We start from the raw sequence: 23,351 nt of genomic DNA, 5'->3' as shown, positions 1-23,351 counted from the left end.
AGTCCGCGAGCGGGTCGTCACCTCGGTGCCTTGTCACCGTAACAAGGGCGCCCGGCGATCCGACAGAGGTCTGCAAGTAATTCATCAAACCAGGTCGGAGTCATTGACAGTTTTTCATCAGAGCCGTACAACGGCATGAACGCCTCATAGGCACACACCGCTCGCCGTGCCTGTCCGTCCCTGTCCGAGAGCGCCGGAAGAGCCGCCGCACGCTCGTGCCGTGACACCTCGCGACAGCGCGAGAAAACCTCGACCGCGGGCTGCCGACCCCCTCGAACGGCCCTTGTCCACGCGTCCCCACTGCCTCAACGCCGAGGAGATGGTCCACATGACCGACACGACCGTGCCCGACACGGGAACCGGCTACGGCCGTAAGCCCTCCTCCCACGACGCCCGCCTGACCGAGGTCGGCCCCGGCACCCCGATGGGCGAGGCGCTGCGCCGCCACTGGCAGCCGATCGCCAGCTCCACCGCCCTGACCAGCGACGTTCCGCACCGTGTACGCCTGCTGGGCGAGAACCTGATCGTCTTCCGGGACGGACAGGGCCGCCCCGGCGTCGTCTTCGAGCGGTGCGCGCACCGCGGCAGCAGCCTCTTCTACGGCCGCGTCGAGGAGGACGGCATCCGCTGCTGCTACCACGGCTGGAAATTCGACGTGCAGGGCCACTGCCTGGACCAGGCCTGCGAACTCGACGGCGGCAAGCGCCGCAATCTCGCACGTCAGCCGTGGTATCCGGTGGAGGAGGCCTACGGCCTCATCTTCGTCTACATGGGCCCGCCCGAGCTCAAGCCCCCGCTGCCGCGCTACGACAGCCTCGAACCCCTGGGCGAGGGCGAGAGCTACCACACCAGCTGGATGGTGCCCGGCGCCGAGGTCATCGGCCTGGAGCAGGACTACAACTGGCTCCAGCTGTTCGAGAACGCCGTCGACCCCGTGCACGCGGCGTGGCTGCACTCCAACCACAGCGGGTTCCAGTTCCAGGGCACCGGCACGACCGGCTTCCCCGAGCACTACTACGACCACCGCACCGCCGCCGAGCGCACCACCTACCACCGCACCGACAACGGCGTGAGGTACATCTGGCGCTACCAGGACACCAAGGGCGACGCGGGCGCACCCGTCGACCTGGAGTGGTCCGTGGAGTGCATGCTGCCCAACATCATCGCCCTGCCCGACTTCATCCGCTCGGCCCCCGACGTCCGCAACGACATGCTGATCTGGGTCGTCCCCGCCGACGACACCCACCACCGGCTGGTCTTCTCCATCCGCTCCGCCGACCCCGAGCGGGCCACGTCCTTCATGTTCGGCATCAAGCAGAACGGCCAGGACGGCTGGCAGCTGAGCGAGGAGGAGAAGCAACGCTTCCCCGGCGACTACGAGGCCCAGTGGTCGCAGGGCCCCATCACCCAGCACTCCGAGGAGACCCTGGCGCCGTCCGACAAGGGTGTCGTCATGCTCCGGCGCATGCTGCGCACGATGCTGGACGACGTCGAGGCCGGACGCACCCCGCTCGGCGTCGCCGCCCCCGGCGAGCCGGTCCGCCGCGTGGAAGCAGGCCTCTCCACCCGGCCGAAGGACTCCACAGGAACGGACCGGGCGGCCGTGCCCACGGCGGCGGGGGCGTGACCGAAGCGTGAGCACCACTTGGACGGACGCGGTCGTCGTGGCCCGGTACGACGCCACGCCGAGAATCGCGGTCTTCGACCTCGCCCGGGCCGACGGCGACGAGCTGTGGGAGTACGAGCCCGGCGCCCACATCGACGTAACTGTCGGTACGGCGGGATTGATCCGGCAGTACTCCCTGTGCGGCCCCCCGGACATCCGCAAGCAGTACCGGCTCGCGGTCCTCGACGAGCCCGCCTCGCGCGGGGGTTCACGCGCCATGCACGCCCTCGCCGAGGGCGACACGCTGCGCATCGCCGCACCGCGCAACCGCTTCGGCCTGACGTCCGCGCGCCGGCACGTGCTGCTCGCGGGCGGCATCGGCATCACCCCGCTGCTGTCGATGGCCCAGAGCCTCGACGCCACCGGGGGCGACTACCGGCTGCACTACTGCGCCCGCAGCCGGAGCGAGGCCGCCTTCCTCGCCGACCTGGAGAACCATCCGCGGGTCACCCTCCACTTCGACGACGAGCCACCGGAGCAACTTCTGGATCTCGGAAGCGACTTGGGGGACCCCGCTCCCGGGACTGCGGTGTACGTCTGCGGTCCTGGCGGGTTCATGGACTACGCGCTGGGGCGGGCGGCCGAGCTCGGATGGCCCGCGTCCGCCCTGCACAAGGAGCGCTTCAGCGCCTCGCCCCCGCCCCCTGTCGCGGCCGAGCCCGGCGGGGGAGGGGAGGGTGGATTCACCGTGCGCCTGTCCTCCACGGGAGCGGAGTACCTCGTCCCCGAGGACCAGAGCGTCCTGGACGTCCTGCTGGCGAACGGTGTCGAGGCGCCCAACTCGTGCGGACAGGGGATCTGCGGCGAATGCATCGTGCGGGTGCGCGCCGGTGAGCCCGACCACCGGGACGAGGTCCTGACTGATGAGGAGCGCGGGGAGGGTCTGTTCACCCCGTGCTCGTCCCGGTCTAAGTCCCCGGTCCTGGAGCTGGAGCTGTGACCACCTCGTCGACCGGGGCGAAAGGCCTCGCCGCCGCTGCCCCCGTCTCCGCCTCCGCTCCCGCCACGGTTGAGGAGGCCGAGGCCGCCTGGCTCGCCGCGCAGACCCTCCCGGACCCGGAACCGGCGCTTCGCGCCCTGCTGCATCCCGACTGCGTGATCGTGCACTCGGCGGTGGGCCACATCCACGGCGTGGACGACTGGCTGCGGTACGCGGTACGCCTGGGCCGCACCAGTCAGGTGGACACCCATGACGTGACCGTCCAGCGCTTCGGCACCACGGCCGTGGTCAGCTGTCTTCAGGAGATGTGGGTCGCCTTCGTGCCCGAGCTGGCCCCGTTCGTCATCCAGGCCGCGGTCACCCGGGTGTGGGTGCGCTCCCTGTCGGGTGGCTGGCAGCTGGCGCACCTCCAGATGGCCCGGCGGTTGCCGCCCGGCTGAGCGGCGTACGGACTCCCGGAACCCGGGGGTCCGGTCGTCGTCAGTCCTGGGGCTCGCCGTCCACCGGCGAGCCCTCGTCCTGTGCCGCCGGCGCCGCCGTCGTCGCTTCGGCGAGCGCGGAGATTATCAGGCCCACCTGCTCCGCGTAGTGGTCGATGAACTCCGGTGAGCCCGGGTCCTGTTGGCCGAGTTCACGGGCGATCCACGGGATGGCCACCGGAGCGATCGAGGCGGCGAAGAAGACGAGGGCCACGGCCCCCACGTCGAGGTCGCTCCGGAATTCACCGCGCGCCTGCCGCTCGCGGAGTTCCTCGACGTGCTTGAACAACTCGGTGGCCCGCTCGTCCTCGGCGGGCGGGCGCCTGCCGGGCTCTTCGCGCGTCAGCGTGTGCACCCACGCGGGGTCCTCATGCGCCCAGTGGACGTAGCGCCGCACGGCATCCGCGAAGGTGCGGGTCTGGCTGACGCGCATGGACTCCTCGAGCCACTGATCGCTCAGCGCCTCGTACAGCCCGCGTTTGCCCCCGAAGTAGTACGTGATCAGCTGATGGCTGACGCCGGCCGACTCCGCGATCCGTACGACCCGGGCTCCGTCGAATCCGTGGGCCGCGAACTCCGCGCCGGCGGCGGTCAGAATGGCCCGCCGGGTTCCTACCGGGTCGCGCTGACGACCGGGATCACCGGGGTGCCTGCGGCGCTGCTGCCTGCCGGACGCCGCTCCCGACTTCCCTGATGTCGTCTCTTCCCCTGTCACATGGACGACCTTACCGGCGGCCTTGTCGGACAGGTTGACCACCTGCGGTGTCTGTTGTGCTCACCGTCACAGGCAGTACGCCGCAGCGCCCAATGATCAAGCGGTTCGAGCGGAAGTGCCGAGCCACGTGGCGGGCGCGTGGTCATCCGCCCGTATGCGACCCGACGTCAAGCCGAATACTGCGACTCCACGGGGTCGACGACGTCGACGAGATGGAGCGCCGCCCACAGAATGCCCTGCTGTTCCTTGACGCTCCGCCCCAGCATCGCCTCAGCACGTCGGATGCGGTACACGACGGTGTTCTTCACCACGTCGAGCCGCGCCGCTGCTGTCGCGGGACTGCAGTTGCATTCGAGGTAGACGCGCACGGTCTCCCGGAGCAGCGACTCTCGCGGATGTCCCAGGGCCCCGAGCTCGTCCCGGACGAAGCTCTGCGCCCGCTCCGGGTCCGAGGTGAGCAACGTCGCGAGTCGGACGTCCTCGAAGAGGACTGTGCGACCGCGTGAGCGGGCGGCCGAGTACAGCGTGACGCGGGCCGCTGCCTTCGCCTCTTCGTGCGTGGCTCGGAAACCATCGAGTCCGCGCGCTGGGCGACCGACCGTGACCAGGGCACCCGGCACCACGGGGGTCGAGCGGACCGCCGCACTCCGCGGGTCGGTGAACCCGCCCCATGCCCACACCTCGCGCTCGTCCGAAGGGATCACCAGATGTGCGGTCGCGCCGATGCACGTCAAGAGCTTGGCGGCCACCCGGTCGAGTCCCTCTGACTCCTCGTCGTCGTCGCCGTCGGCGTGCGCGTCGCGTCGCAGTATCAGGCTGACATGGGTCCGGTTCACGAGCTCGTACCGCAGGGCCTTCGCGGGGTCCAGGACCGCGTGGTCGCCACGCAGCAGAGCCCTGACCAGCTCCCCGCGCGAACCGTCGATGCTCGTGAGCCACGCTTGTTCCTCGGCCGCGTAGGCGGCGCTGCAGGCGAGCGAGAACGAACTCACGAGGTCGACCAGAAAGCGTGACAGGTCGGAGTGCCCCTCCGACTGCTGATCGGCCGGCACAAGGCGGCGGAACTCGGAGACCAGGGCGTCGCTGAAGCGAGCATGGGAGGCTCGCTGGAACGCGAGTATGCGCTCGAGTGAGATCCGTTGTCTCACCGCTCGGGCGATCTGCCGGGTCGTCTCCGGGGGGACCGTCGTGGGGACCGCCCGGCCGAGGCAGAGAGCCACCAGGGCTTCCATGACCACCGCCTCGGCGGTGGGGCGTAGCTCCTCGGTGGCTTCCGCGCGGCGGACGGCCGGGACGTCGGGGTCGACCGAGAGCGCCGCGAGCTCGCGGCAGAATTCGACGGCCCACGAGGACGCCCCGATTCCGATGACGGCAACGGTCCGGTTCCAGGTCTCCGGGAGGCAGGTCGGTTCGAGCTCATCAGGGGAGGCGCTCGGGTGTAGCCGGCACACCCAGGACCCGGTGGCGGACATCCGCATCCCCTCTCGCATCGTCGCGAGCGCCCGACGTGGTCAGGCGTGATGGCAGCACACTGTATGCGCGTATCCCGCTGAAGGGACGACGCCGGCGGGAGGGGCGGGGACGGTGCTCCCGCCCTCCCTTGGATTCAGCCGATGTTACCGCTTGGCCTTGGGATACAGCTCGATCGCGGAGTGCAGGATGCGCTCCCACGTGGTGTCGTTCACCTCGAGGATGTTCCCGTCCGGGTCCTTGACATAGGCGTATTTCGCGGGGTCGCCCGGAGCCCACCCGGCCGGGTCGCCGAAACTCTCCCCACCGTTCGCCACCGCACGTGCCACCGTGTCCTGGACGTCGTCGACGGAGATGGCGAAGTGCATGAACGACGCCTCCGGCTGCGGCACGCCGATCGTGGGGTTGCGATCGGGGAGGAACTGGAACAGTTCGAGGCCGAAGCCGTCGGGCAGCTCGATGAAAGCGATCCGGTAGTCGGTGTCCTTCAGGCCGAAGATGATCTCGGTCATCTGCTTGCCGGTGTGGTATGGGCGAAGGGCTTCCTTACCGCCGAACGTCTCGACGTAGAACCTCGTGGAGCGCTCGATGTCCGAGACGCGTACGGCCAGATGCTGGACACTCGCCATCAGAAGCGCCCTTCTTCGATCAGCTCGCACAGGCTCGCCGCCCGATCCGCCGGTGGGTACGAGAAGTCTTCGTCGACCATCGTCACCAACTCTTCCGTTGTCTCGTCGTATGGCTGCCGTTCGTCGAGCAGCCGCCTCTCATGCTCGTTCGGCGCCCGCCGATTTCGCTTGCCTCCCTGGGGCAATGCGCTGCGCCGGATTTGGCGGATCGGGGCAAGCGACGCGCGGGTGCGGGGGGTTTGACTCGCTCCACTCCTCATCCCACGGCAACGAGGCCGGGTGAGAAGGAGCGGACGAAGGGAACGACGATGTCGTCGAACGACACGACCGCTGTGATCGGCGATCTCCGGGTACCGGAGCCGGGCCTCACCCCGCGGGAGGTGATCGCCCGTGCCGCGGCCATGCGCCCGACTCTCCGCGAAAATCGCGTGAAGGCAGCGGAGGAGGGAAAGTACTCCGCCGAGATCCACCAGGCGTTCCAGGACGCCGGCTTCTATCGCCTCGTGCAACCTCGGAAGTACGGCGGCTACGAGTTCGACCTGGAGACGTACTACCGGACGATGATCGAGATCTCGCGCGGCGACCCCGGCATCGGCTGGTGCCTGACCCTGGGGACGGGCCACACCATCCCCCTGGTCGCACACTTCCCGGAGGAGGTCGTGCGGGAAGCCTTCGGTGAGGACGGCGTCTTCATCGCGCCGCACTCCGCCAACCCCCGAGGCGCGCTCGTTCCCGCGGAAGGCGGATTCCGCCTCACGGGGGTGTGGCCGTACTCGTCCGGTGTCCCGTACTCGACCCACGCGATGGTGAGCACGATCATCCTGGCCGAGGGAAGCGACCCTGTCCCGGCCGTCGTGCTGCTGCCTCGCAGCGACTACACCGTACGGGACGACTGGGGAGGGCACGCCACGATGGCCCTCGGCGCGAGCGGGTCGAACACGGTCGTCGTGGAGGACGTCTTCATCCCGGCCGACAACGTCTCTCCCCTGTTCGACTGGGGATACTCGACCCTTCCCGAAGGCACGCACGGCACCCGTTCCACCGGTAACCCCTTGTACCTGGGCCAGATCCAGCCGCTGTATCCGGCCTCGCTCGCGGCTGTCCAGGTCGGTGCGGCGTGGGCGGCACTCGACGCCTATGAAGAGACCATCCTGACCAAGAAGCGCCTGTACCCGCCGATGGTCGAGCGGTACAAGCACGAAGAGGGCCAGAGGATCTGGGGCCAGGCGCGGGCGACGATCGACGCGGCCCAGGCGGTCCTTCTCACAGCGGCCCGCGACTACGAGCGCCTGGGCGAGCGTTGGGCGAACGGTGACCTCCCGTCCTTCGAAGACTGGGTCGCCCTCGGCAATGTGCTGTACACGTCGTGCCGGCTGTCGCACGAGGCCACTGAACTGCTGTTCCGCTCGGTGGGCTCCTCGGTGGCGCGGAAGGGGCTGCCGCTGCAGGACTACTTCCTGGTGACGCAGATGTCGAAGGCGCAGATCGCGGAGCACGTGCCTGTCATCACTGTGACGACGGCAAGGGCCCACTTCGGGCTGGACCTGAACACCGTTTAGGGTTACGCATCTTTCCAACCTGCGCTCACGGTAAGGCAGTTGGACTGCCATCGTGGGGAAGCCCGTGGCACACGCACCTGCGGATGGGTCACGCATACTCGCTGCGACCAGGACACCCTCGCCACAGCCGACGAGGGGTGCACGCGACCGACGGCGGGGGCGGATCCGGGTCCACCGCGCCGACCGGCACGAACTGCCGCGTCTGCAGGAGCTCCTGAGCCCGGCACGCGTACGCGGATGAGCCCTGCCGTAGCGGCCGCCGCGCCCCTGTTCGTCGCCCGCCACCAGGAGGAAGCCCTGCGCATGCGGCACTTCTTCATGCCGCCAACCGCTTCGGCCGCATCGCCCGCAACACCCTGATCCGCGCCGCCTCCACCCTGGTCGGCGCCAAGCTCGGCAAAGCCCTGATGGGCTGACACCTCACCAGAAAGAGGAAACGCAATGACTCGGACGACCGGGACAGTGGTCGATCGCTACATGACGCTCGTCGACCGTGCGGTGCACGAGCCCGAAGCACTGAAGGAGCTCGATGCGGTGTTCGCGCCGAAGGCCACCGTGCTGTTCGGTGAACTCCCTCCGGTGACCGGCCTGGTCGACATCACTGAGTTCTACCGAAGCCTCTACTCGGACATGGCCGACGGCAAGCACGTGTGGACCACCGCGGTGCTCGACGAAGGAACGATCGAAGTCCGCTTCATCATGGCGTGGCGCACCGCCGACGGCCAACTCGGGTCCCAGAGCGGTACCGAGCACGTGACCCACGACGCGGACGGACTGATCACGCAGCTGCGGATACTCGTCCCGCAGAGCGACGGTGCCTGACCGGCCGGGCGGGGCGGGGCCGGCGGTTCCGATCGTGCCCGGTTCCCGTCCCCCGCCGTAGAACGTCGCGACGCTCAAACTAGGACAGCATGATGCCGATGTGCTCCGCGAGCTTGTGGGCACCGACGCCGGTGAGTGGATAGGTGCACCCAGGTAGGAGCTTCAACTTACCGGAGCGGGTGAGCGTCATCACCACGTAGACGAAGTCCTCCCGGCAGCCCCCCCAGGAGAGGGCCGTTCGCCACTTGTCGCGTGATGCGGCTGCCGGTCGCGCTCCGCGGAGATTGCCCCCGGCTGCGGCTTCGTAACGTCTCCTCGAACGCCCGCTACGACTGGAGGCATGTCATGCCTGGCACCAACGAAGCGGTGAAGGCCATCACTGCCGCGGCCGTCGACGGTTTCCGCCGGACCCCGGACCCGCGGCTGCGTCAGTTGCTCCAAGGGCTTGTCCGCCATCTGCACGGTCACGTCCGTGAGCTGCGCCCCCAGGATCCAGGAGTGGGAGTACGCGGTGGAATACCTCACTGCCGTCAGGCAGAAACGTGACCCTACCCGTCAGGCGTTCAACCTGTTCTCTCCCGCGCCGAACACGCAATCAGTCGCCCGGCGAGACGTTGGTTCGTCGGTGCAATTGGCGAAGAGCAATTTGGTGAGACCGGGCAAGAGGGCAGGCCGGCCCTTCGGGTTCTATGAATACATCGTTTCGTCGATATTGACTGGAGACGCCGCCGATGTCCGAACTCATTGATCACATTGATCGCCAGCAGGCGCGACAGCACGTCGCGCTGATCGACGAACTTTCTCTGGAGCCGGGGCTGTCGCCCGACGGTTTCCGCGAGGCGTTCCGCAACCATGCGGGCGGCGTCGCGGTCGTGACCGCTGACGCCGGACGAGGCCCGGTCGCCCTGACCGCGACATCGGTGATATCGGTGAGCGCGACGCCCCCGCTCCTCGTGTTCTCTGCCTCGACCCTCTCTTCGACGACGCCGACGATCCTGGAGTCGTTGTCCGTGGTCGTACACTTGCTGGGAGCCGGTCAGGTCGACCTCGCACGTCTATGCGCGACGAGCGGAGCGGACCGCTTCGCGGACACCGCTGCCTGGACCCGGCTGCCGACCGGCGAGCCGCACTTCGTCGCGGCTCCGGTAAGCATCCGTGGCAGGATCGCGGCCACCTTCACAGCGGGGGCTTCGACGCTCGTCGTCGTCAACGCCACCCACGCGCATCACGCGCCGACGGGCGCCGACGCCCGAAGTGACGCATCAGGTCCGCTGGTTTACCACAACCGGACCTGGCATCAGCTGAGCGAGCTGTCCCAGATGGTGTCCGGCGCCCAGTAGCGCGAACGCATCTCGATACGCATACACCGGGCCAGAACCGACGTCAGGCGGATCTCCGCCCAGAAAAGAGTAGAGAACTTCCCATGGCCAAGCTGAAGATCATTATCGCGAGCACGCGGCCGGGCCGGATCGGCCTCACCATCGGTGAGTGGTTCGAGAGCCACTCCAAGGAACACGGCGGATTCGACGACATAGAGCTGGTGGACCTGGCCGAGATCGACCTGCCGTTCATGAACGAGCCGCACCACCCGCGCCTGGGTACGTACACTCACCAGCACACCCGTGACTGGAGCGCCAAGGTCGCGGAGGCGGACGCCTTCGTGTTCGTGATGCCGGAGTACAACTTCGGCTACAACGCCGAGTTGAAGAACGCCATCGACTACCTGCACAGCGAGTGGCAGTACAAGCCGGTCGGCCTGGTCAGCTACGGCGGTGTCTCGGCCGGCACCCGGGCCGCGCAGATGATCAAGCAGGTCGTGACCACTCTGAAGATGACACCGGTCGTCGAGTCGGTGTCGATTCCCTTCGTGCACCAGCTGATTGACGAGGAGAAGGGCCTGGTGCCGAACGAGGTGATGACCAGCTCCGCGCCGGCGATGCTCGACGAACTCGTCCGAGTCACCGAGGCCCTGCGCCCCCTGAGGTCGACTGCGTCGGCGTGACCAGCGTCAGTTGGTCCAGCGTCCGCGTCTGCGTCTCCGTCTTCGTCTTCGCCGCCGCGGGCACCGGCGGGATGGCCGTCTATAGCTCCGGTGACTGACTGGAGCGGTTCTTCGCAGACCGGGGCTGCTGACGCTCCGAGACGGCCGCCCGGCGGGCTCCGGAGCGTCAGGCGCAGTCGGCGTCTCCCGGCGGCGTGACCTGGTCGGCACCTTCCCTGAGGACCATGTCGGTCAGTCCGGGAAAGCGGGTGTCGAGTTCTTCCTTGCGCAGGGTGTTGGTGCGACGTTTGCCCTCGTCGTGCTGCCGGATGACGCCGGCCTCCTGCAGGACACGGAAGTGGCGGGTGAGTACGGACGGTATGAGGTCCTGACGGAAGCCGCCGCAGGCCAGGCCGGGGCGTGCGGCGCCGGTCACCTCGCACGAGGAAGCGGCCCAGTTGATCGAGGCCGCTCACGTCGACGCCGTGGCCATTGGCCGGGGGCTCATCGCCAACCCCGACCTGGTCGAGTTGGCAGGGCGGCCACCCCGAGAACGAGCCGCGCCCCGAGCTGTTCTACGCGCACGGCCCTGAGGGCTACACCGGCTACCCCTTCCTCCAGGCCGATTGAGGCACCCGGACGCCTGTCCGTGAAGCCGGAACCCGGTCTGTGGACAGACGTGCCGCCGCGTGCCGCGTCCCACTCGACGGACGTAACGAGACGTACCGCGTCTGAGTACGCGACGTAGAGGCGTAGAAGCTACGACCGGTGGCCGCCGACGAACGCGCCCTCGACGGGCGGCGGGTGGCGCTACGGCTCCACCCTCATGGGGCCTCCGAGGACCCGCTCGCGACGGCAGGCGCGGCAGCCGACGCGGCCTGTTGCCGGAAAGACTGGGCGACGGCGTCGGCGCCGCGCGCCAGCAGGCCTACGTCCACCCCGACGGCGGTGAACGTGGTTCCGAGATCGATGCACCGTCGCGCGAACGTGGAGTTGGTCGTCAGGATGCCTGCCGGTCTGCCCGCCGCGCGCACGCGTCCGATCGCCTCCTCCACTGTCTCGATGACGCCGGGTGCGTTCAGGTCTCCGGGGTGACCGAGGCTGGCGGCCAGGTCGCTGGGGCCGATGAAGATCCCGTCCACGCCGTCGACGGACGCGATCTCCTCGATCTGCTCCAGCGCCTGCCGCGATTCGACCTGGACGAGCACGCACAGTTCGGTGTGCGCCAGGGTGGCGTAGTCCTTGACGCGACCGAAGCGGGTGGCCCTGGTCAGTGCCGACACGCCGCGGACGCCCATGGGGGCGTAACGGGTGGCGGCGACCGCGGCACGTGCCTCCTCGGCCGACTCGACCTGCGGAATCAGCAGCGACTGCGCGCCGACGTCCAGGAGCCGCTTGATCACGACGGGGTCATTGACCGGAGGACGTACCACCGCCGAGCAGGGGTACGGGGCGACCGCCTGGAGTTGTGAGAGCACGGTCGCGATGTCGGCGTGCGAGTGTTCGGTGTCGAGAAGCAGCCAGTCGAAGCCGGCGCCGGCGATGATCTCGGCGGGGTACGGGTCTGCCAGCGAGCACCACATGCCGATCATCTGCTCACCTCGGGCGAGCGCCGCTTTGAACGCGTTTGTCGGCAGGGGCCATTGGCCCGGTGCGGGCCGCGATGCTCCGGCCGGCGGGTTGTGCACGGTCACCGGAACGCCACTCCGATCGAGCCCAACGGGCCGAAGTCGGCGTGGATGACGGTGTTCGCTTCGACCGAGACGGGTCGGGTGAACGAGCCCGACAGCAGCAGTTGGCCGGCTTCGAGGTGCTGGCCGACCGCGGCGAGCTTGTTCCCGAGCCAGGCGATGCCTGCCGCCGGGTGTCCCATGACGGCGGCCGAGACCCCGGACTCCTCGATCACACCGTTCTTCGCCAGCGTCGCGGCCACCCACCGGAGATCGACGTCCATCGGGCGCACGACCCGCCCACCGACGACCATCGCCGCGGCGGCGGCGTTGTCCGCGATGGTGTCGGTGATCGAGCGCGGCACCTCGGTGCGGTAGTCGATGACCTCGAGCGCGGGGACGACGTACTCCGTCGCCCGCAGGACGTCGTGGACGCGCAGGTTCGGCCCACGCAGGTCCGCGCCGAGCACGAACGCGATCTCGACCTCCAGTCTGGGCTTCGTGTAGCGGCTCACGTCGAGACAGGCACCGTCGTTGACGACCATGTCGTCCGTGAGGAAACCGTAGTCGGGCTCCGTCATCTGCGAGGCCATCTGCATGGCGCGGGACGTCAGCCCGATCTTGTGCCCGACGAGCCGAGCTCCGGCCGCCACACGCTCCGCCGCCCAGAGTTGCTGTATGGCGTAGGCATCTTCGATCTCGAGATCGGGATAGGTCAGGCTGAGCTGGGTGATCGGTCGACGCTCACGGTCGGCCTGCATGAGGGCAGCCGCGGCTGCGCGACGTTCTGCTTCGGTGATCACCGGTTTCCTCTCGGGAGGTACGGACTGTCTTCACGCGGCGTTCGGGTGGAGCGGGGCATGCACCGGGCGGGTGATGGCACGGTCACATCAGGCCCTGTCCGGCGTCGTGTCGCGTTTGGCCGACACGGGCGGCGTCGGCAGCCAGGCCTCACCCGGCTCGACGACGAAGGTGAACTCGAGGCTGAACCAGGCCTCGGTCACGTCCGGGTCGGGTGCCGGCTCGTTCTCGTGGCGCGTATAGATGCCGACGAGATTCTGTACGACGCCGAACTGGGCGTCGGTCTCCAGGATGGGGTCGTCGTGGCTGTAGAGCTGGGAGGCGATCGTCTTGTATCCCGGTTTATGGATCAGCGCGTGGAGATGTGCAGGCCGGAAGGGGTGACGATTGAGCGCGGTCAAGAGATCGCCCACGGGCCCGTCCATCGGTATCGGGTAACCGGAAGGCCTGATGCTGCGGAAGGCGAACACACCTTCCTCGTCGCTGAAGAACTTGCCGCGCAGATTCCACTCGGCCTGCTCGGGGTCCTGGTTTTCATACAGGCCGGCAGGTGATGCGTGCCAGATGTCGACTTCCGCGCCGACGACAGCGTTTCCCTCGGTGTCGACGATCCGGCCGGTGAAGAACAGCGGTGGTCCCTCGGTGGGTGAGCGGACGATCGATTCGCCGTTGTTCATCGTCGGGCTGCCCCGGCGCCAGAACGGGCCGAGCAGGTTCGCCGAGGTCGGCTTGTCCTCGGTGCCGTTGTTCATCAGGGACACCAGCGTCGACAGGCCCAGCGAGCCCGCCATCAGCCTGACCTCGTTGTGGCTGGCCGTGGTGAGCCGGCCCAGCCGGGTCACGATGTTGAGGGCGGTGTCGAACTCCCTTTCGCTCAGCCGTACTTCGCGGGCGAACTCGTGCAGATGGCGCACCAGGGCCTGGGTGATCTCCTTGACACGCGGGTCGCCGGCCCGCTCCGTCTCGGCAAGCACCGCCGCAGTGAGCTGGGATTCGTCCTGGATGATCACGCCGGCGTCCCCTCGTAACGGTCGGCTGCCGACCCACGGCAAGCAGCCACACGCGAGTATCCGGAGGCCGTCCCTGCCCGCACAACGTCACTGTCCATCCAGTGAACATCGAGGCTCCGCTGCCCGGATGAAGCGCCAGGCCCAGCGATGCGTCACCGAAGACTGCAGAAGCCGGGACCACCGCGACGACAGACCGAAGCACCGCCGGGGCTTCACCGAGTCAGCGCGCACGACCTCGCACAGCGCGGCTACCACGCGGCCCTCGCCGTGGTGGAGGCCGGAGTGGACCGGGACGGTCGAGTGCGAGGTCGTCACGAGCGCGCCTGTCCCGGCCCGCGTCGAGGACGTGACTCTCGAAACCGGACTGAAACAAACCATTGTGCTTCGCCCGCGCCGTTCATAAGCTTTCCACTTGGAAGGTATTGAATCGTTTCAGCGTCTTCTGCTCACGAAAGGAACGATCCGTGGACGAGGACGACAGAAGTGCCCTGAGCCGTCGGCGCATGATCGGCATCATGACCGCGGCGGCGGCCGGAGCCTCCCTCCCGCTCGCCGCCGCGCCGCATGCCCATGCGGCGGGCGGACGGGTGGCCGCACCGGCCGGGCTGCAGGTCAACTCCCGCACCGAGCCGCTGGGCGCCGACACCGAGCCGGCCTTCAGCTGGGTGCCCCCGGTCGCCAGGCAGAGCGCGTACGAGATCCAGGTCGGCACCGGCCCCGGCAGCGCGGACGTCTGGCGCAGCGGCAAGGTGGCGAGCTCCAGCAGTACCGGAGTCGCCTACGGGGGAGGGGCTCTGACGTCAGAGCGGGCGTACTTCTGGCGGGTGCGGACCTGGGACGAGAAGGGCACCCCCGGCCGGTGGAGTGAGCCCGCGAGGTGGGAGACCGGGCTGCTGAAGGGCGAGAAGGACTGGTCCGGTGCGCGGTGGATCGGCGGGCGCCAGCCCCAGGACCACGACTGGCGTGACCTCTCCGCGACCGTCGTCTTCCGTGGTGGCGCAGATCCCACCGCCGGCCTGGCCCTGCTGTTGCGCGCCGAGCCCATCGGCAAGACCTGGGGCGAAGGCCTGAACTGGACCTTCAGGCAGAGCGGTGACGACATGCAGCTCGTCATGACGACCCGCCACTACGCCGGCAACACCTGGATCGACGACGGCACCTCCGAGCCGGACTGGGGCGTGAACCACTACGACCCCCAGAGCGAGACCAACCCCACCGTCTCGGGCACCCGCACCGTCCCCGTCGCGACGGTCACTCTCCCCGCCTCGGCCGGCCTGACCAAGGACACCTGGGCCACCCGCGACCACACCGTCCTGGTCGAGGCCGTGGGCCTCACCGTCACCACCACGGTCAACGGCGTCGAGGTCGACAGCCGCGCTCTCACCGGTGACCAGATCCGCCGCCACGGAAGTTTCGGCTTCGCCGGGGGCACCAGCGCCACCATCCGCCACGTCAAGGTGGCCGGCACCGGCGCCCCCGACTTCGCCGTCGACCTCACCACCGGGGCCAATCCGTTCGAGTCCGGTATCGGCACGCTCTCCGGCCTGACCTTCCCGCCGAAGAACCCCTTCATCCCCGCCAAGAACGCGATTCTCCCCATCGCCAACCCGGCACCCCTGCTGCGTCGCGCCTTCACCCTGCCCCGCGGCCGTCGTGTCTCCAAGGCCCGCCTGCACCTGAGCGCCGCCGGCAACGTCACCTTCACCGTCAACGGTGACCCCATCACCGTCGACGGCGAACGGGCGACCCACGACCGCACCAACGTGCCCCGCCTTCTGACGGACCAGAGCACCTACGACCGCACCGTCCTGTACGACACCTTCGACGTCACCGCACTGCTCCGGAACGGCCGCGAGAACGTCGTCGCCGCCGAACTCGGCCGTGGCTGGTACGGGGTGACGACCCCTCAGGAGTGGTACTGGCAGCTCGCCCCCTACATCGGCGCGCCCCGCCTGCGCGCGAAGCTCGTCGTGACGTACGCCGACGGCTCCGCCACCACCCTGGTCACCGACAAGGACTGGCTCACCACGGACGGGCCCACGACCCTCGACTCGGTCTACTCGGGCGAGAAGTACGACGCCCGCCGCGCCGACGACTTGGGGGACTGGCGCTCGGCCGGCCACCGCACCGGCCGCGACTGGCGTCCGGCCACCGTGCTGATCCCGCCGGGCAGTTGCTCCGGACCGAACCCCGAGTACCACGGCGCACTCCCCGCCACGACGGTCCCCGACGGCTTCCGGCCGGCAGCCGTACGTGCCCACGAGGCGGAACCGGTGCTGGTCAACCAGACCCTGCGCCCGATATCGCTCACCGAGACGGCACCCGGCTCGGGCGTCTGGGTCCTGGACTACGGCCAGATCATGACCGGCCTCGTCCGGTTGTCCCTCACCGGTGTCCGTTCCGACAAGGAGGGCCTCACCCTCCGTATCCGGGGTGGCAACCGCGTCACCGGCGGCGACGGCACGGCCGCCTCCCCCTTCTCCGTGGAGGAGGAGAACTTCCAGCACGACGCCAATCTCCAGACGCACTACTACACGTTGGGCCGCCGGTCGACGCAGACCTGGGAACAGCAGTTCAGCCACTTCGGCTTCCGCTACCTGGAGGTCATGAACCTCGAGGCCGTTCTCGGCCGACCCCTCGACCTCACCCGGGACGCGGACGTCCTGACCGTCGGCGTCGCCCGCTCCGGCTTCGCCCGCACCGGCACCTTCACCACCGACAACGCCCTCCTCAACCGCCTCCAGCGCAACCTGGAGTGGGCCGAGCAGAACAACCTCGTGCAGAAGCCCACGGACACCCCGTCCCGCGAGAAGAACGGCTGGACCGGCGACGCCATGGCCAGCTCCGAGTCCGAATCCCTCACGTGGGACGTCAACGGGGTTCTCACCAACTACCTGCGTCACTTCCCGGACACCCAGATCTCCACCGGCCAGCTGCCCATGTTCGTCCCGATCGCCAAGGGCGGATACGGCTACGACCACACCCCCGGCTGGAACGCCACATGGAAGGCGGTCCCGGCCTGGGACTCGGCGTATTTCGTCATCCCCAGGGAGCTGTACACGTACTACGGCAACAGCAGCCTCTTCGCCGAGCTGTACGAGCACCAGGACACGCTGCTGAAGTACTACGAGACGCTGTTCACCGCCGAGAACGACTACAAGTTCGAGGCCTCGCTCGGCGCCTACTCCGGTGCCGAGGCCCCCGGCAGCAACGCCGTCATCAGCCTGGCCTTCTACATCCACTTCTGCGACTACATGGACGAGGTGGGCCGCAGGCTGGGCCGTACCGAACGGGCCGTCCACTACGCCCAGTTGGCGCGCACCCTGCGCAAGGCGTTCATCGCCGACTACTGGGACGCCTCCTCGGGTTGGTTCACGCAGGGCAGCATCTCCAGCGAGAACACGCTCGCCATCGCCTTCAACCTGGTGCCCGGCTCGGACCTGGACCGCGACGACCCCCGCTACCTGTCCGGCACGAAGACACTCGCGCAGAACAAGAAGGCGCTCGCGAAGCTGCTCGCCGACCGCATCACGGCCGCCGACCAGCACATCCAGAACGACATGTACGGCTCGCGATACGAGTTCAACATCCTCAGCGAGTACGGCTACACGGACATCGCGCTGAAGGCCGTCACCCAGACCGGCGTGCCCGGCTACGTCTACCAGATCGCCAAGGGCGCCACCTCGCTGTGGGAACAGTGGACCGACCGCCTCTCGGTCGACCACCACTACCGCTCCAACGTGGCGACCTGGTTCTACCAGAGCCTGGCCGGCATCAGGCCGACCTCAACCGCCTACGAGACGCTGCGGATCCGCCCGTACGTCCCCTCGGTCGCGGTCAACAGCCAGGTCCCGACGAGCGTCGACGACACCGACCTGTCACCCGCCACTCTCGACCACGTCGGTGCCTCGATCGACACGGTACGGGGCACGGTCTCCTCGGAGTGGCGGCGGCGTACGGACGGGCGCATCGAGCTCGCGGTGAGGGTTCCGTACAACACCGACGCCGAGATCTGGGTGCCCACCCAGGACAAGCCCGTCACCGCTCCCCGGGGTGTGGCCCACGTCCGTGACGAAACTTTCGGCGGTGCCGCCTACAAGGTGTACCGGGCACGGGCGGGGTCGTACCGCTTCAACGCCTGACGGGACCTGGCGGGTCGGTGAGGCTCGGTGCCGTAGCGCCAGCAGGTGAGCACGTTCGCTGCCGGAAGCACTCGACTTCTGTCGTCAGACCGTGCCCCTGCTGGTCGGCCGGGAGGCCAGACCGCTCATGGGGTGGCGTGCCCGCCCGGTGGCGTGAGCGCCGGATCCATTGAGCAGCACGCGGCCTTCTGCGGACCGCAAGAAGCGAAGTGCCTGACCAGGAAGACGAGTTGCTGCTAGGCGGTGACAGAGCATTGGATCTATTAGGTAGAGGTCAATGCCGTGTCCGGTGGTGACCGCGTCGATCAGGGCCTGGAGCTCGGAGGGCGGGTCCGTGTCCGTCCAGGCTCGCCACCACCGGTTGACCGTGCACGCCGAACTTGACACCGCCCCCTACAAGACCGGAGCCCGCATCAGCGACCGGCAGCTGAACGCGCTGCCCCTGCACCGCCACGACTGGCACGGCGACTGGAACTACAGCCTCCGACCCAAGGAGCACTGCCGGGGCGGGATCCCCCCGATCCCTCCCCAGGACCAGCCCGGCCCCAGCCGAGAGCGGCTCGCTCATCCGGCCCTGACCGGCATCCGCCCAGCTCGGTGGGACCAACTGCTCGCCGAACTGGCAGTGGCCCGCGAGACCCAGCGAGAAGAAGGCCTCCAGCAACGACGCGGCGGCGACCGGCAGAAGACCCCCGCAGCCCGGCCTCTACACCGGCCGATGTCCCGGCCTCACCCTTGCCGACTGCCTCTCACCGAACTTGCCGCACACCTCGGCATCCCCACAGCGGAGATCAAGAAGGCGAGTTATTGATCCACAGGTCCTAACTACCCGGCCTTGAGGGAAGCCCCAACGTCGGTTTCCCGGGCGGTTGCCGACGGATGACCGGGCTGCGTTGCGGGGCACCCTCTACATCGTCCTGTGCAAGAGTGTGAGCTGGCGGGAACACCTTGCCCCTGAATACTGCAGGGTTGGAACACCGCCTCTTCCCGGTCAGGGGCATGGCTTTGCGGGCCATCGCCTATCTCGGCCCGGCCGATCTGACCGCCCGGCTCGGAGCCCCGCCGGTGCCCAGGACTCGCTCCCAGGCGCAGCCTGAGCACGTATCTCTGTGCTTCCCTCCTCTCTCGAGGGGGGAAGCACAGATGAACGTGCTCAGTTGCGTACGGACTTGTCTCAGGCCGAGAACGGGCCAGCGTTCTCAGCCCGGATCATCCGCCTGAGGCTGGAGCGGGCCGCTGCCAGGTCCTCCTCGCTCTCGGCCAGCTGTTCCTCCAGCCCGGCCTTCTCCCGGCGGAGGGTGTCACGCTCGGCAGTCAGTGCCTCGTGCTGGCGGGTCAACTCTTCCACCCTCGCCACCAGGTCGGCGGCCCCAACCTGATCGAGTTGCTGACCGAGCTGCCGTTGAAGCGCCGCCTTCAGCCTGTCGCGCTCGCCACGCAGAGCGGCAACCTGCTGTTTGGACAGTTGCAGGTCCGTCCGCAGGCTTGCCGCACTCGACGACAGCCCGGACTGGGTCTCCCGGCGTGGCTGGCCCGCCTGCTTCTTGCGTGCCGCCTCGATGTGCTCGCGGACGCCTTCTGCATATACCAGCCAATTCGACACTCCGGCCTCCTTGGCCACGGCCGCGAAGGTGACCGCGTCGCCGCGGGCCGCGATCTGGTCCACGACCGCCACAACCCTGGCCCGCTTGTCCCGGCTGTCTTTGCGGCGAGAGGCGGCGAGCACTTCACGGGGGGAGCGTTCGCCTGTCATGCGCTGGACTCACCCGGCCTGATCACGGTCAGCGGCAGCATCATCCGGCCCTTGGCTGCCCGGCTCTTACGTAGGACCTTCACCGATTCCATCAACCCTTCTTGCTCGTTCTCCGGTAGAGCTTCGATCTGCTCGTGCATGTTCGCCGCGACCTTCTTGAACGAGTCGATCTGGTCCTGCAGGTTGCGGGTGACGTACTCGTCTGTGCCCATCGCCAGCGCGGTCTCCTTGTCCGCCTTCAGGTCCCGGATGTGGTCCTCGATCGCTGCGAGGTAGGACGGGTCGGGACGGTAGAAGCCGCATCCGGCGCACTGGAACCGGATCGGACAGGCATGGCCGCCCGCCTTGACGTTCGACGGCTCGGTGCACCCGCCGAACGGCACCGCCACTGCCCGTATCTCGTAGGCTCTGTTCGACGCCATCGGGGCAGGGTTGCCGTGCCGATCCACGACGTGCAGGCGCATTTTTTTGACCGCCTCCTGCTTCCGCTTCAACGACACCTTGTAGTACCGGGCCGTGGTATCGGCACTTTTGTGATCCATGAGCTCTTTGAGCACGTCGATCGGGACATCAGCGTCCGCGTGCCGCTGAGCGTAGGAGTGACGGAACGCGTAAGGGAAGATTTTGTTCTTGTCGAACGGGACGGGCAGGCCGTCCCGGCCTGTCCCCTCGGAGTCAACTCTGTCGAGGGGCTGCACCCACTGGCGCATTGCCCGCGCGAGATATCCCGACGTCAGGTGAGGGTACTTGCCGCTGTCAGAGATGGCGGGGAACAGGTACTTCTCGCTTCGCCTGGGCGTGACCAGCCCGTCTCTGTGAGCGGCCCAGCTCTGAATGTCATCGGCGGTGTCCCGGGTGATCGGCAGCCGTCGCTTCAGCCGCTTGCCCTTGTAGTTGTTCCAGATCAAGAAGATGTCATTGCCCGCGAACTCCAGGCAGTCCCGCCTCAGACTTACCACTTCCCACGGCCGCCTGCCAGTGTCCCGAAGGACCCGGTAAACCGCCTGGAACATGGCCGCGATGTCGTCCTCGGCATAGCCGCGGTAGGGAAAACCGGTGCCGAAACCACCGAGACAACCGTCGAGTTGGCGGATCACCGACTCGGGGATCGCCTTGCCGATCTCATCCTCGTTGGACTCCTCGCGGATAATCCGAAGCGACTTGTGGCGGCCGAACGTGCCGTGCAGATCGTTCAGCAGTCCGGCTCGGCGGCCGAAGTCCAGGACGTTGTGCAGCATGGACAGGCAGTCCGATCGGTGCTTGCTGGAGAACAGATCGCCGTCCTTCTTGGTCATCGCGCGAAAGCCCTCCACGACCAAAGCCATGTCGGTGTACCGCACCTGAGCCGGGTTCAGCCCTCCGCCGGGCTGACGGTGCAGAACCGTGGAGGTCAGGAGGCACGCATCCAAGTGGCGGCGGAAACGGTTGTTGTCCGGCTGGGTGGACCGGGCCCACTCCATCAGCGCATCGCGCAGCCACAGTTGCTTGATGACCGTGAAATCGACCTTGCCCGATCGCCAGGCCGACCCAGTTCGCCCCGGACCGAGGCCGATCGGCCCATTCACCGCCCTCATGTCCCAGATCAGCTTGTCGGTGGGTTTGACCCCCACGAACTGGTCGTGCCCGCGTTCGATGATCCAGGCGATGTCCCGGAGTACGGAAATACGGTTCGACACCTCGGGCCATCCGACGGGAGAGAACGTCTCGGGTTTCGCGGTCAACAGGCAGGCCACCCCGGCGAGTTCCTTGATCACCGGTCGGATCGGGGAGGGCTGCATCACCCGCGTGCGCAGATCACGCTGCTGAAGCGCGTAGAGCACCTCCAGCCTTGCGATGTCGCTCAACGGCGCCAACGAGAACTGGTGACTGGCCATGTAGGGCGTCGTGTGCTCGATCCAGTCATCGAGGTCCGCGACCTTCATGATTTCCTTGTGCTTGGACCACCACTGGTAGTGGATCCGGCACAGCCCCGTCGTGAGCGTGACCTGCTCAAGGGGGCAACCAGCCACCTTGCAGTCCGGCCAGGCACCGAGCGGCATTGCGACATCGCGGACCCACTCCTCAAGCGTCCCGTCGAACGGCCGGCGCTTGTCCGCCGCCCGACTGGCCTTGATCCACCGCATGCTGTGCCCGCGGCACAGGCCCTTGGAATGCAGTTCGCGCTGGCACCGTTCGCCGTCGCGTTCGACGGTGCAGAGCAATGCCCGCCTGTAGACGCGGCTCCGGCTCGGCTGGTAGGCGACGCTGAACTCCTCCTCGGTCAAGTCGCTGAGCCGAAAGTGGTCCTCGCAGGACCTGCACCGCCGGTTCCGGGCCTTGTGGATCACCGGGCACGTGTCGATGACGCATGGCCATGCCACCGTCTTGTCGCTGTCGAGATCGCCGGTGAACAGCCACGATCCGCCGTCCCATTCGCCAGGCCGCCAGTCCTCCAGTAACTGCGACTTCAGCCAGGCCACCCAGGCACTCTGGTCGGGTGCGGACCGGCCGGGCAGGTCGATGACCTCCGCGAGGTTCCCGTTCACGCGAGGCCCTGGCTCTTCTGGATCGCCGCGACGCGTTCGACGGCCTCCCTCTTGTCTTCGTCCGTCGCATGGACGTAGGGCTCCATCGACGACTCAGAGACGTGCCCCATCAGGTTCTTCACCACGTCGCGCGGGGTCTTGTTGCGGATCCAGGTGGTCGCTGCGGTGTGCCGCAGCATATGCGGCCGTGCCGGGAACCCTGCCTTCGTCGCCAGCCGGTCGAACAGGTCCTTCGTGTTGTGATAGGTCATCGCGCGGCCCAGCGGGGACTTGAAGAGGTTGACGAACACCATGTCGACATCGGCCGCCTCTTCGACCTGGTCCCGCTCGAAGACGTAGTCCGTGTAGAGCGTCACCAGCTCGGTCGTCACCGGAATCCACCGCGGCATGCGCGCCTTGGCCAACGCGCCGTTGGAATTGCGCCGCCGCCGGACGTGGAGGTGTGGACCGGCGACCTGACAGCCGAGCCCGGCGGAGTTCGACAGGAAGTGCATGTCCTCCCGTCGCAATCCCAGGGCCTCTCCGATCCGGACGCCGGTGCCGGCAAGCAGAGCCACCAAGAAGCGGTCCCTGGCATGCCTGGTCAGTCCGATGAGCGTCGTGAACTGTTCGGGGTTCAGCCACTCATAGCCCTCGACCGCCACATCGAACTTGATCGCCTTCGTCCGCACGGTGCGGAACTGTCCTTCCTCGCCCGGGTCGTAGCCTTGCGGCAGATAGGACAGGTACTTCTGCTCAGACAGCTGAGCGACAGTCCCCGCCGGCACCCATCCCTGCTGGGAGCAGAACCGCAGGAACTGACAGACAGTTGTCATGATCTGGTTGGCGGTCTTCTTCTCGCGGAAGCGCCCCTCGACTCGCTTCTTCCGGGTCCGTGACGGCAGCGGCTCATCAATGAGCCAGTGCAAGAACCGGGCCAGCCCTGGCAGCCCCGGCTCCTTCCAGTCCAGGCCGCAATCCGTGCAGTACGACAGGTACAAGGCGACCCGAGAGGCGTACGTACGCTCGGTATTGATCGAACGGTCCGCCCTCCGAAGGCTCACCAAGTAGGCGCACGCCTCCACATGCAGCTCGTACTCCGAGGAGATCACCACCCATGCCACGGATTCGTCGCGGGGGGAGATAGCGCGTTCAGCGGTATACCGAGGGGACATGGCTGCAAACGTGCCAGTCGTGACAGACACCTATC

18 protein-coding genes and 1 pseudogene are annotated in these 23,351 nt (G+C 67.8%); 9 read left to right on the top strand and 10 right to left on the bottom strand.

All coding sequences use genetic code 11. The features are described 5' to 3' along the window. The first annotated feature begins 328 nt into the window (after nt 1-328). Genes ACFYRX_RS18120 through ACFYRX_RS18110 form a run of 3 tightly spaced genes read left to right on the top strand, consistent with a single transcriptional unit; the run spans nt 329 to nt 3,046 of the window. Nucleotides 329-1,627 carry a Rieske 2Fe-2S domain-containing protein gene (locus ACFYRX_RS18120; RefSeq protein WP_389100619.1) on the top strand — a complete coding sequence of 433 codons (1,299 nt, stop codon included), beginning with the start codon at nt 329-331 and terminating at the stop codon, nt 1,625-1,627. 7 nt (nt 1,628-1,634) lie between these two features. Beyond that, a complete protein-coding gene (locus ACFYRX_RS18115) occupies nt 1,635-2,606 on the top strand; it encodes a PDR/VanB family oxidoreductase (RefSeq protein WP_389100617.1) in 972 nt (323 codons plus the stop codon). Next, a complete protein-coding gene (locus ACFYRX_RS18110; protein WP_389100616.1) occupies nt 2,603-3,046 on the top strand; it encodes a nuclear transport factor 2 family protein in 444 nt (147 codons plus the stop codon). The genes ACFYRX_RS18115 and ACFYRX_RS18110 overlap by 4 nt, the downstream gene beginning before the upstream one ends. 40 nt (nt 3,047-3,086) lie before the next feature. On the opposite strand, the gene ACFYRX_RS18105 is transcribed toward ACFYRX_RS18110, so the two are convergent. The 3 genes from ACFYRX_RS18105 to ACFYRX_RS18095 all read right to left on the bottom strand — a co-directional run bounded on the left by ACFYRX_RS18105 (nt 3,087) and on the right by ACFYRX_RS18095 (nt 5,899). Then, entirely contained in the window at nt 3,087-3,800 is a 714-nt protein-coding gene (locus ACFYRX_RS18105; RefSeq protein WP_389100614.1) for a TetR/AcrR family transcriptional regulator, read from the bottom strand. 167 nt (nt 3,801-3,967) lie between these two features. Next, entirely contained in the window at nt 3,968-5,272 is a 1,305-nt protein-coding gene (locus ACFYRX_RS18100) for a PucR family transcriptional regulator (protein ID WP_389100612.1), read from the bottom strand. 144 nt (nt 5,273-5,416) lie between these two features. After that, the gene (locus ACFYRX_RS18095; RefSeq protein WP_389100610.1) at nt 5,417-5,899 is read right to left on the bottom strand and encodes a VOC family protein; all 483 of its coding nucleotides are present in this window, start codon (nt 5,897-5,899) and stop codon (nt 5,417-5,419) included. A 308-nt stretch (nt 5,900-6,207) separates the two neighbouring features. Here ACFYRX_RS18095 and ACFYRX_RS18090 point away from each other — a divergent pair, with 308 nt between their 5' ends. The 4 genes from ACFYRX_RS18090 (at nt 6,208) to ACFYRX_RS18075 (ending at nt 10,282) form a co-directional block, all read left to right on the top strand. Next, on the top strand, nt 6,208-7,458 hold the full coding sequence (locus tag ACFYRX_RS18090; RefSeq protein ID WP_389100608.1) for an acyl-CoA dehydrogenase family protein: 1,251 nt from the start codon (nt 6,208-6,210) through the stop codon (nt 7,456-7,458). 441 nt (nt 7,459-7,899) lie between these two features. Beyond that, a complete protein-coding gene (locus ACFYRX_RS18085) occupies nt 7,900-8,280 on the top strand; it encodes a nuclear transport factor 2 family protein (protein ID WP_389100607.1) in 381 nt (126 codons plus the stop codon). Nucleotides 8,281-9,011: 731 nt separating this feature from the next. After that, the gene (locus tag ACFYRX_RS18080; RefSeq protein ID WP_389100605.1) at nt 9,012-9,620 is read left to right on the top strand and encodes a flavin reductase family protein; all 609 of its coding nucleotides are present in this window, start codon (nt 9,012-9,014) and stop codon (nt 9,618-9,620) included. A gap of 83 nt (nt 9,621-9,703) precedes the next feature. Then, nucleotides 9,704-10,282: an NADPH-dependent FMN reductase gene (locus tag ACFYRX_RS18075; protein ID WP_389100603.1), complete on the top strand. Its 579-nt coding sequence runs from the start codon at nt 9,704-9,706 to the stop codon at nt 10,280-10,282. Between the two features lie 166 nt (nt 10,283-10,448). Here the strand turns inward: ACFYRX_RS18075 and ACFYRX_RS18070 are convergent, their stop codons facing one another. The 4 genes from ACFYRX_RS18070 to ACFYRX_RS18055 form a co-directional block, all read right to left on the bottom strand. Beyond that, entirely contained in the window at nt 10,449-10,697 is a 249-nt protein-coding gene (locus ACFYRX_RS18070) for an ArsR family transcriptional regulator (protein ID WP_389100602.1), read from the bottom strand. Between the two features lie 388 nt (nt 10,698-11,085). Next, nucleotides 11,086-11,853 (bottom strand): aldolase/citrate lyase family protein, encoded by a 768-nt coding sequence (locus tag ACFYRX_RS18065; RefSeq protein WP_389100600.1) that lies wholly within the window; start codon nt 11,851-11,853, stop codon nt 11,086-11,088. Between the two features lie 98 nt (nt 11,854-11,951). After that, nucleotides 11,952-12,734: a 2-oxo-hept-4-ene-1,7-dioate hydratase gene (hpaH, locus tag ACFYRX_RS18060; RefSeq protein WP_389100598.1), complete on the bottom strand. Its 783-nt coding sequence runs from the start codon at nt 12,732-12,734 to the stop codon at nt 11,952-11,954. 87 nt (nt 12,735-12,821) lie between these two features. Then, the gene (locus ACFYRX_RS18055) at nt 12,822-13,742 is read right to left on the bottom strand and encodes a dioxygenase (protein WP_389100596.1); all 921 of its coding nucleotides are present in this window, start codon (nt 13,740-13,742) and stop codon (nt 12,822-12,824) included. Between the two features lie 464 nt (nt 13,743-14,206). Between ACFYRX_RS18055 and ACFYRX_RS18050 the strand changes: the two genes are divergently transcribed. Next, nucleotides 14,207-17,884: a family 78 glycoside hydrolase catalytic domain gene (locus ACFYRX_RS18050; RefSeq protein WP_389100594.1), complete on the top strand. Its 3,678-nt coding sequence runs from the start codon at nt 14,207-14,209 to the stop codon at nt 17,882-17,884. A gap of 361 nt (nt 17,885-18,245) precedes the next feature. Beyond that, nucleotides 18,246-18,633, top strand: a pseudogene (locus ACFYRX_RS18045) (ISAzo13 family transposase); the annotation flags it as partial. Nucleotides 18,634-19,058: 425 nt separating this feature from the next. Here ACFYRX_RS18045 and ACFYRX_RS18040 read toward each other — a convergent pair. From ACFYRX_RS18040 to ACFYRX_RS18030, 3 genes are read right to left on the bottom strand one after another with little or no spacing between them, the layout of a single operon-like run. Then, nucleotides 19,059-19,637 carry a DUF6262 family protein gene (locus ACFYRX_RS18040; RefSeq protein ID WP_389100593.1) on the bottom strand — a complete coding sequence of 193 codons (579 nt, stop codon included), beginning with the start codon at nt 19,635-19,637 and terminating at the stop codon, nt 19,059-19,061. Beyond that, nucleotides 19,634-22,162 carry a tyrosine-type recombinase/integrase gene (locus ACFYRX_RS18035; RefSeq protein ID WP_389100591.1) on the bottom strand — a complete coding sequence of 843 codons (2,529 nt, stop codon included), beginning with the start codon at nt 22,160-22,162 and terminating at the stop codon, nt 19,634-19,636. Before ACFYRX_RS18035 ends, ACFYRX_RS18040 begins: the two co-directional genes overlap by 4 nt. After that, a complete protein-coding gene (locus ACFYRX_RS18030) occupies nt 22,159-23,346 on the bottom strand; it encodes a tyrosine-type recombinase/integrase (RefSeq protein WP_389100589.1) in 1,188 nt (395 codons plus the stop codon). The genes ACFYRX_RS18035 and ACFYRX_RS18030 overlap by 4 nt, the downstream gene beginning before the upstream one ends. Nucleotides 23,347-23,351: the final 5 nt, after the last annotated feature.

The organism is Streptomyces sp. NPDC005374 (assembly GCF_042872225.1).
Lineage (GTDB): Bacteria > Actinomycetota > Actinomycetes > Streptomycetales > Streptomycetaceae > Streptomyces.
Note: the sequence above shows the minus strand (reverse complement) of the source record. Positions and strands in the feature narration are given on the sequence as shown.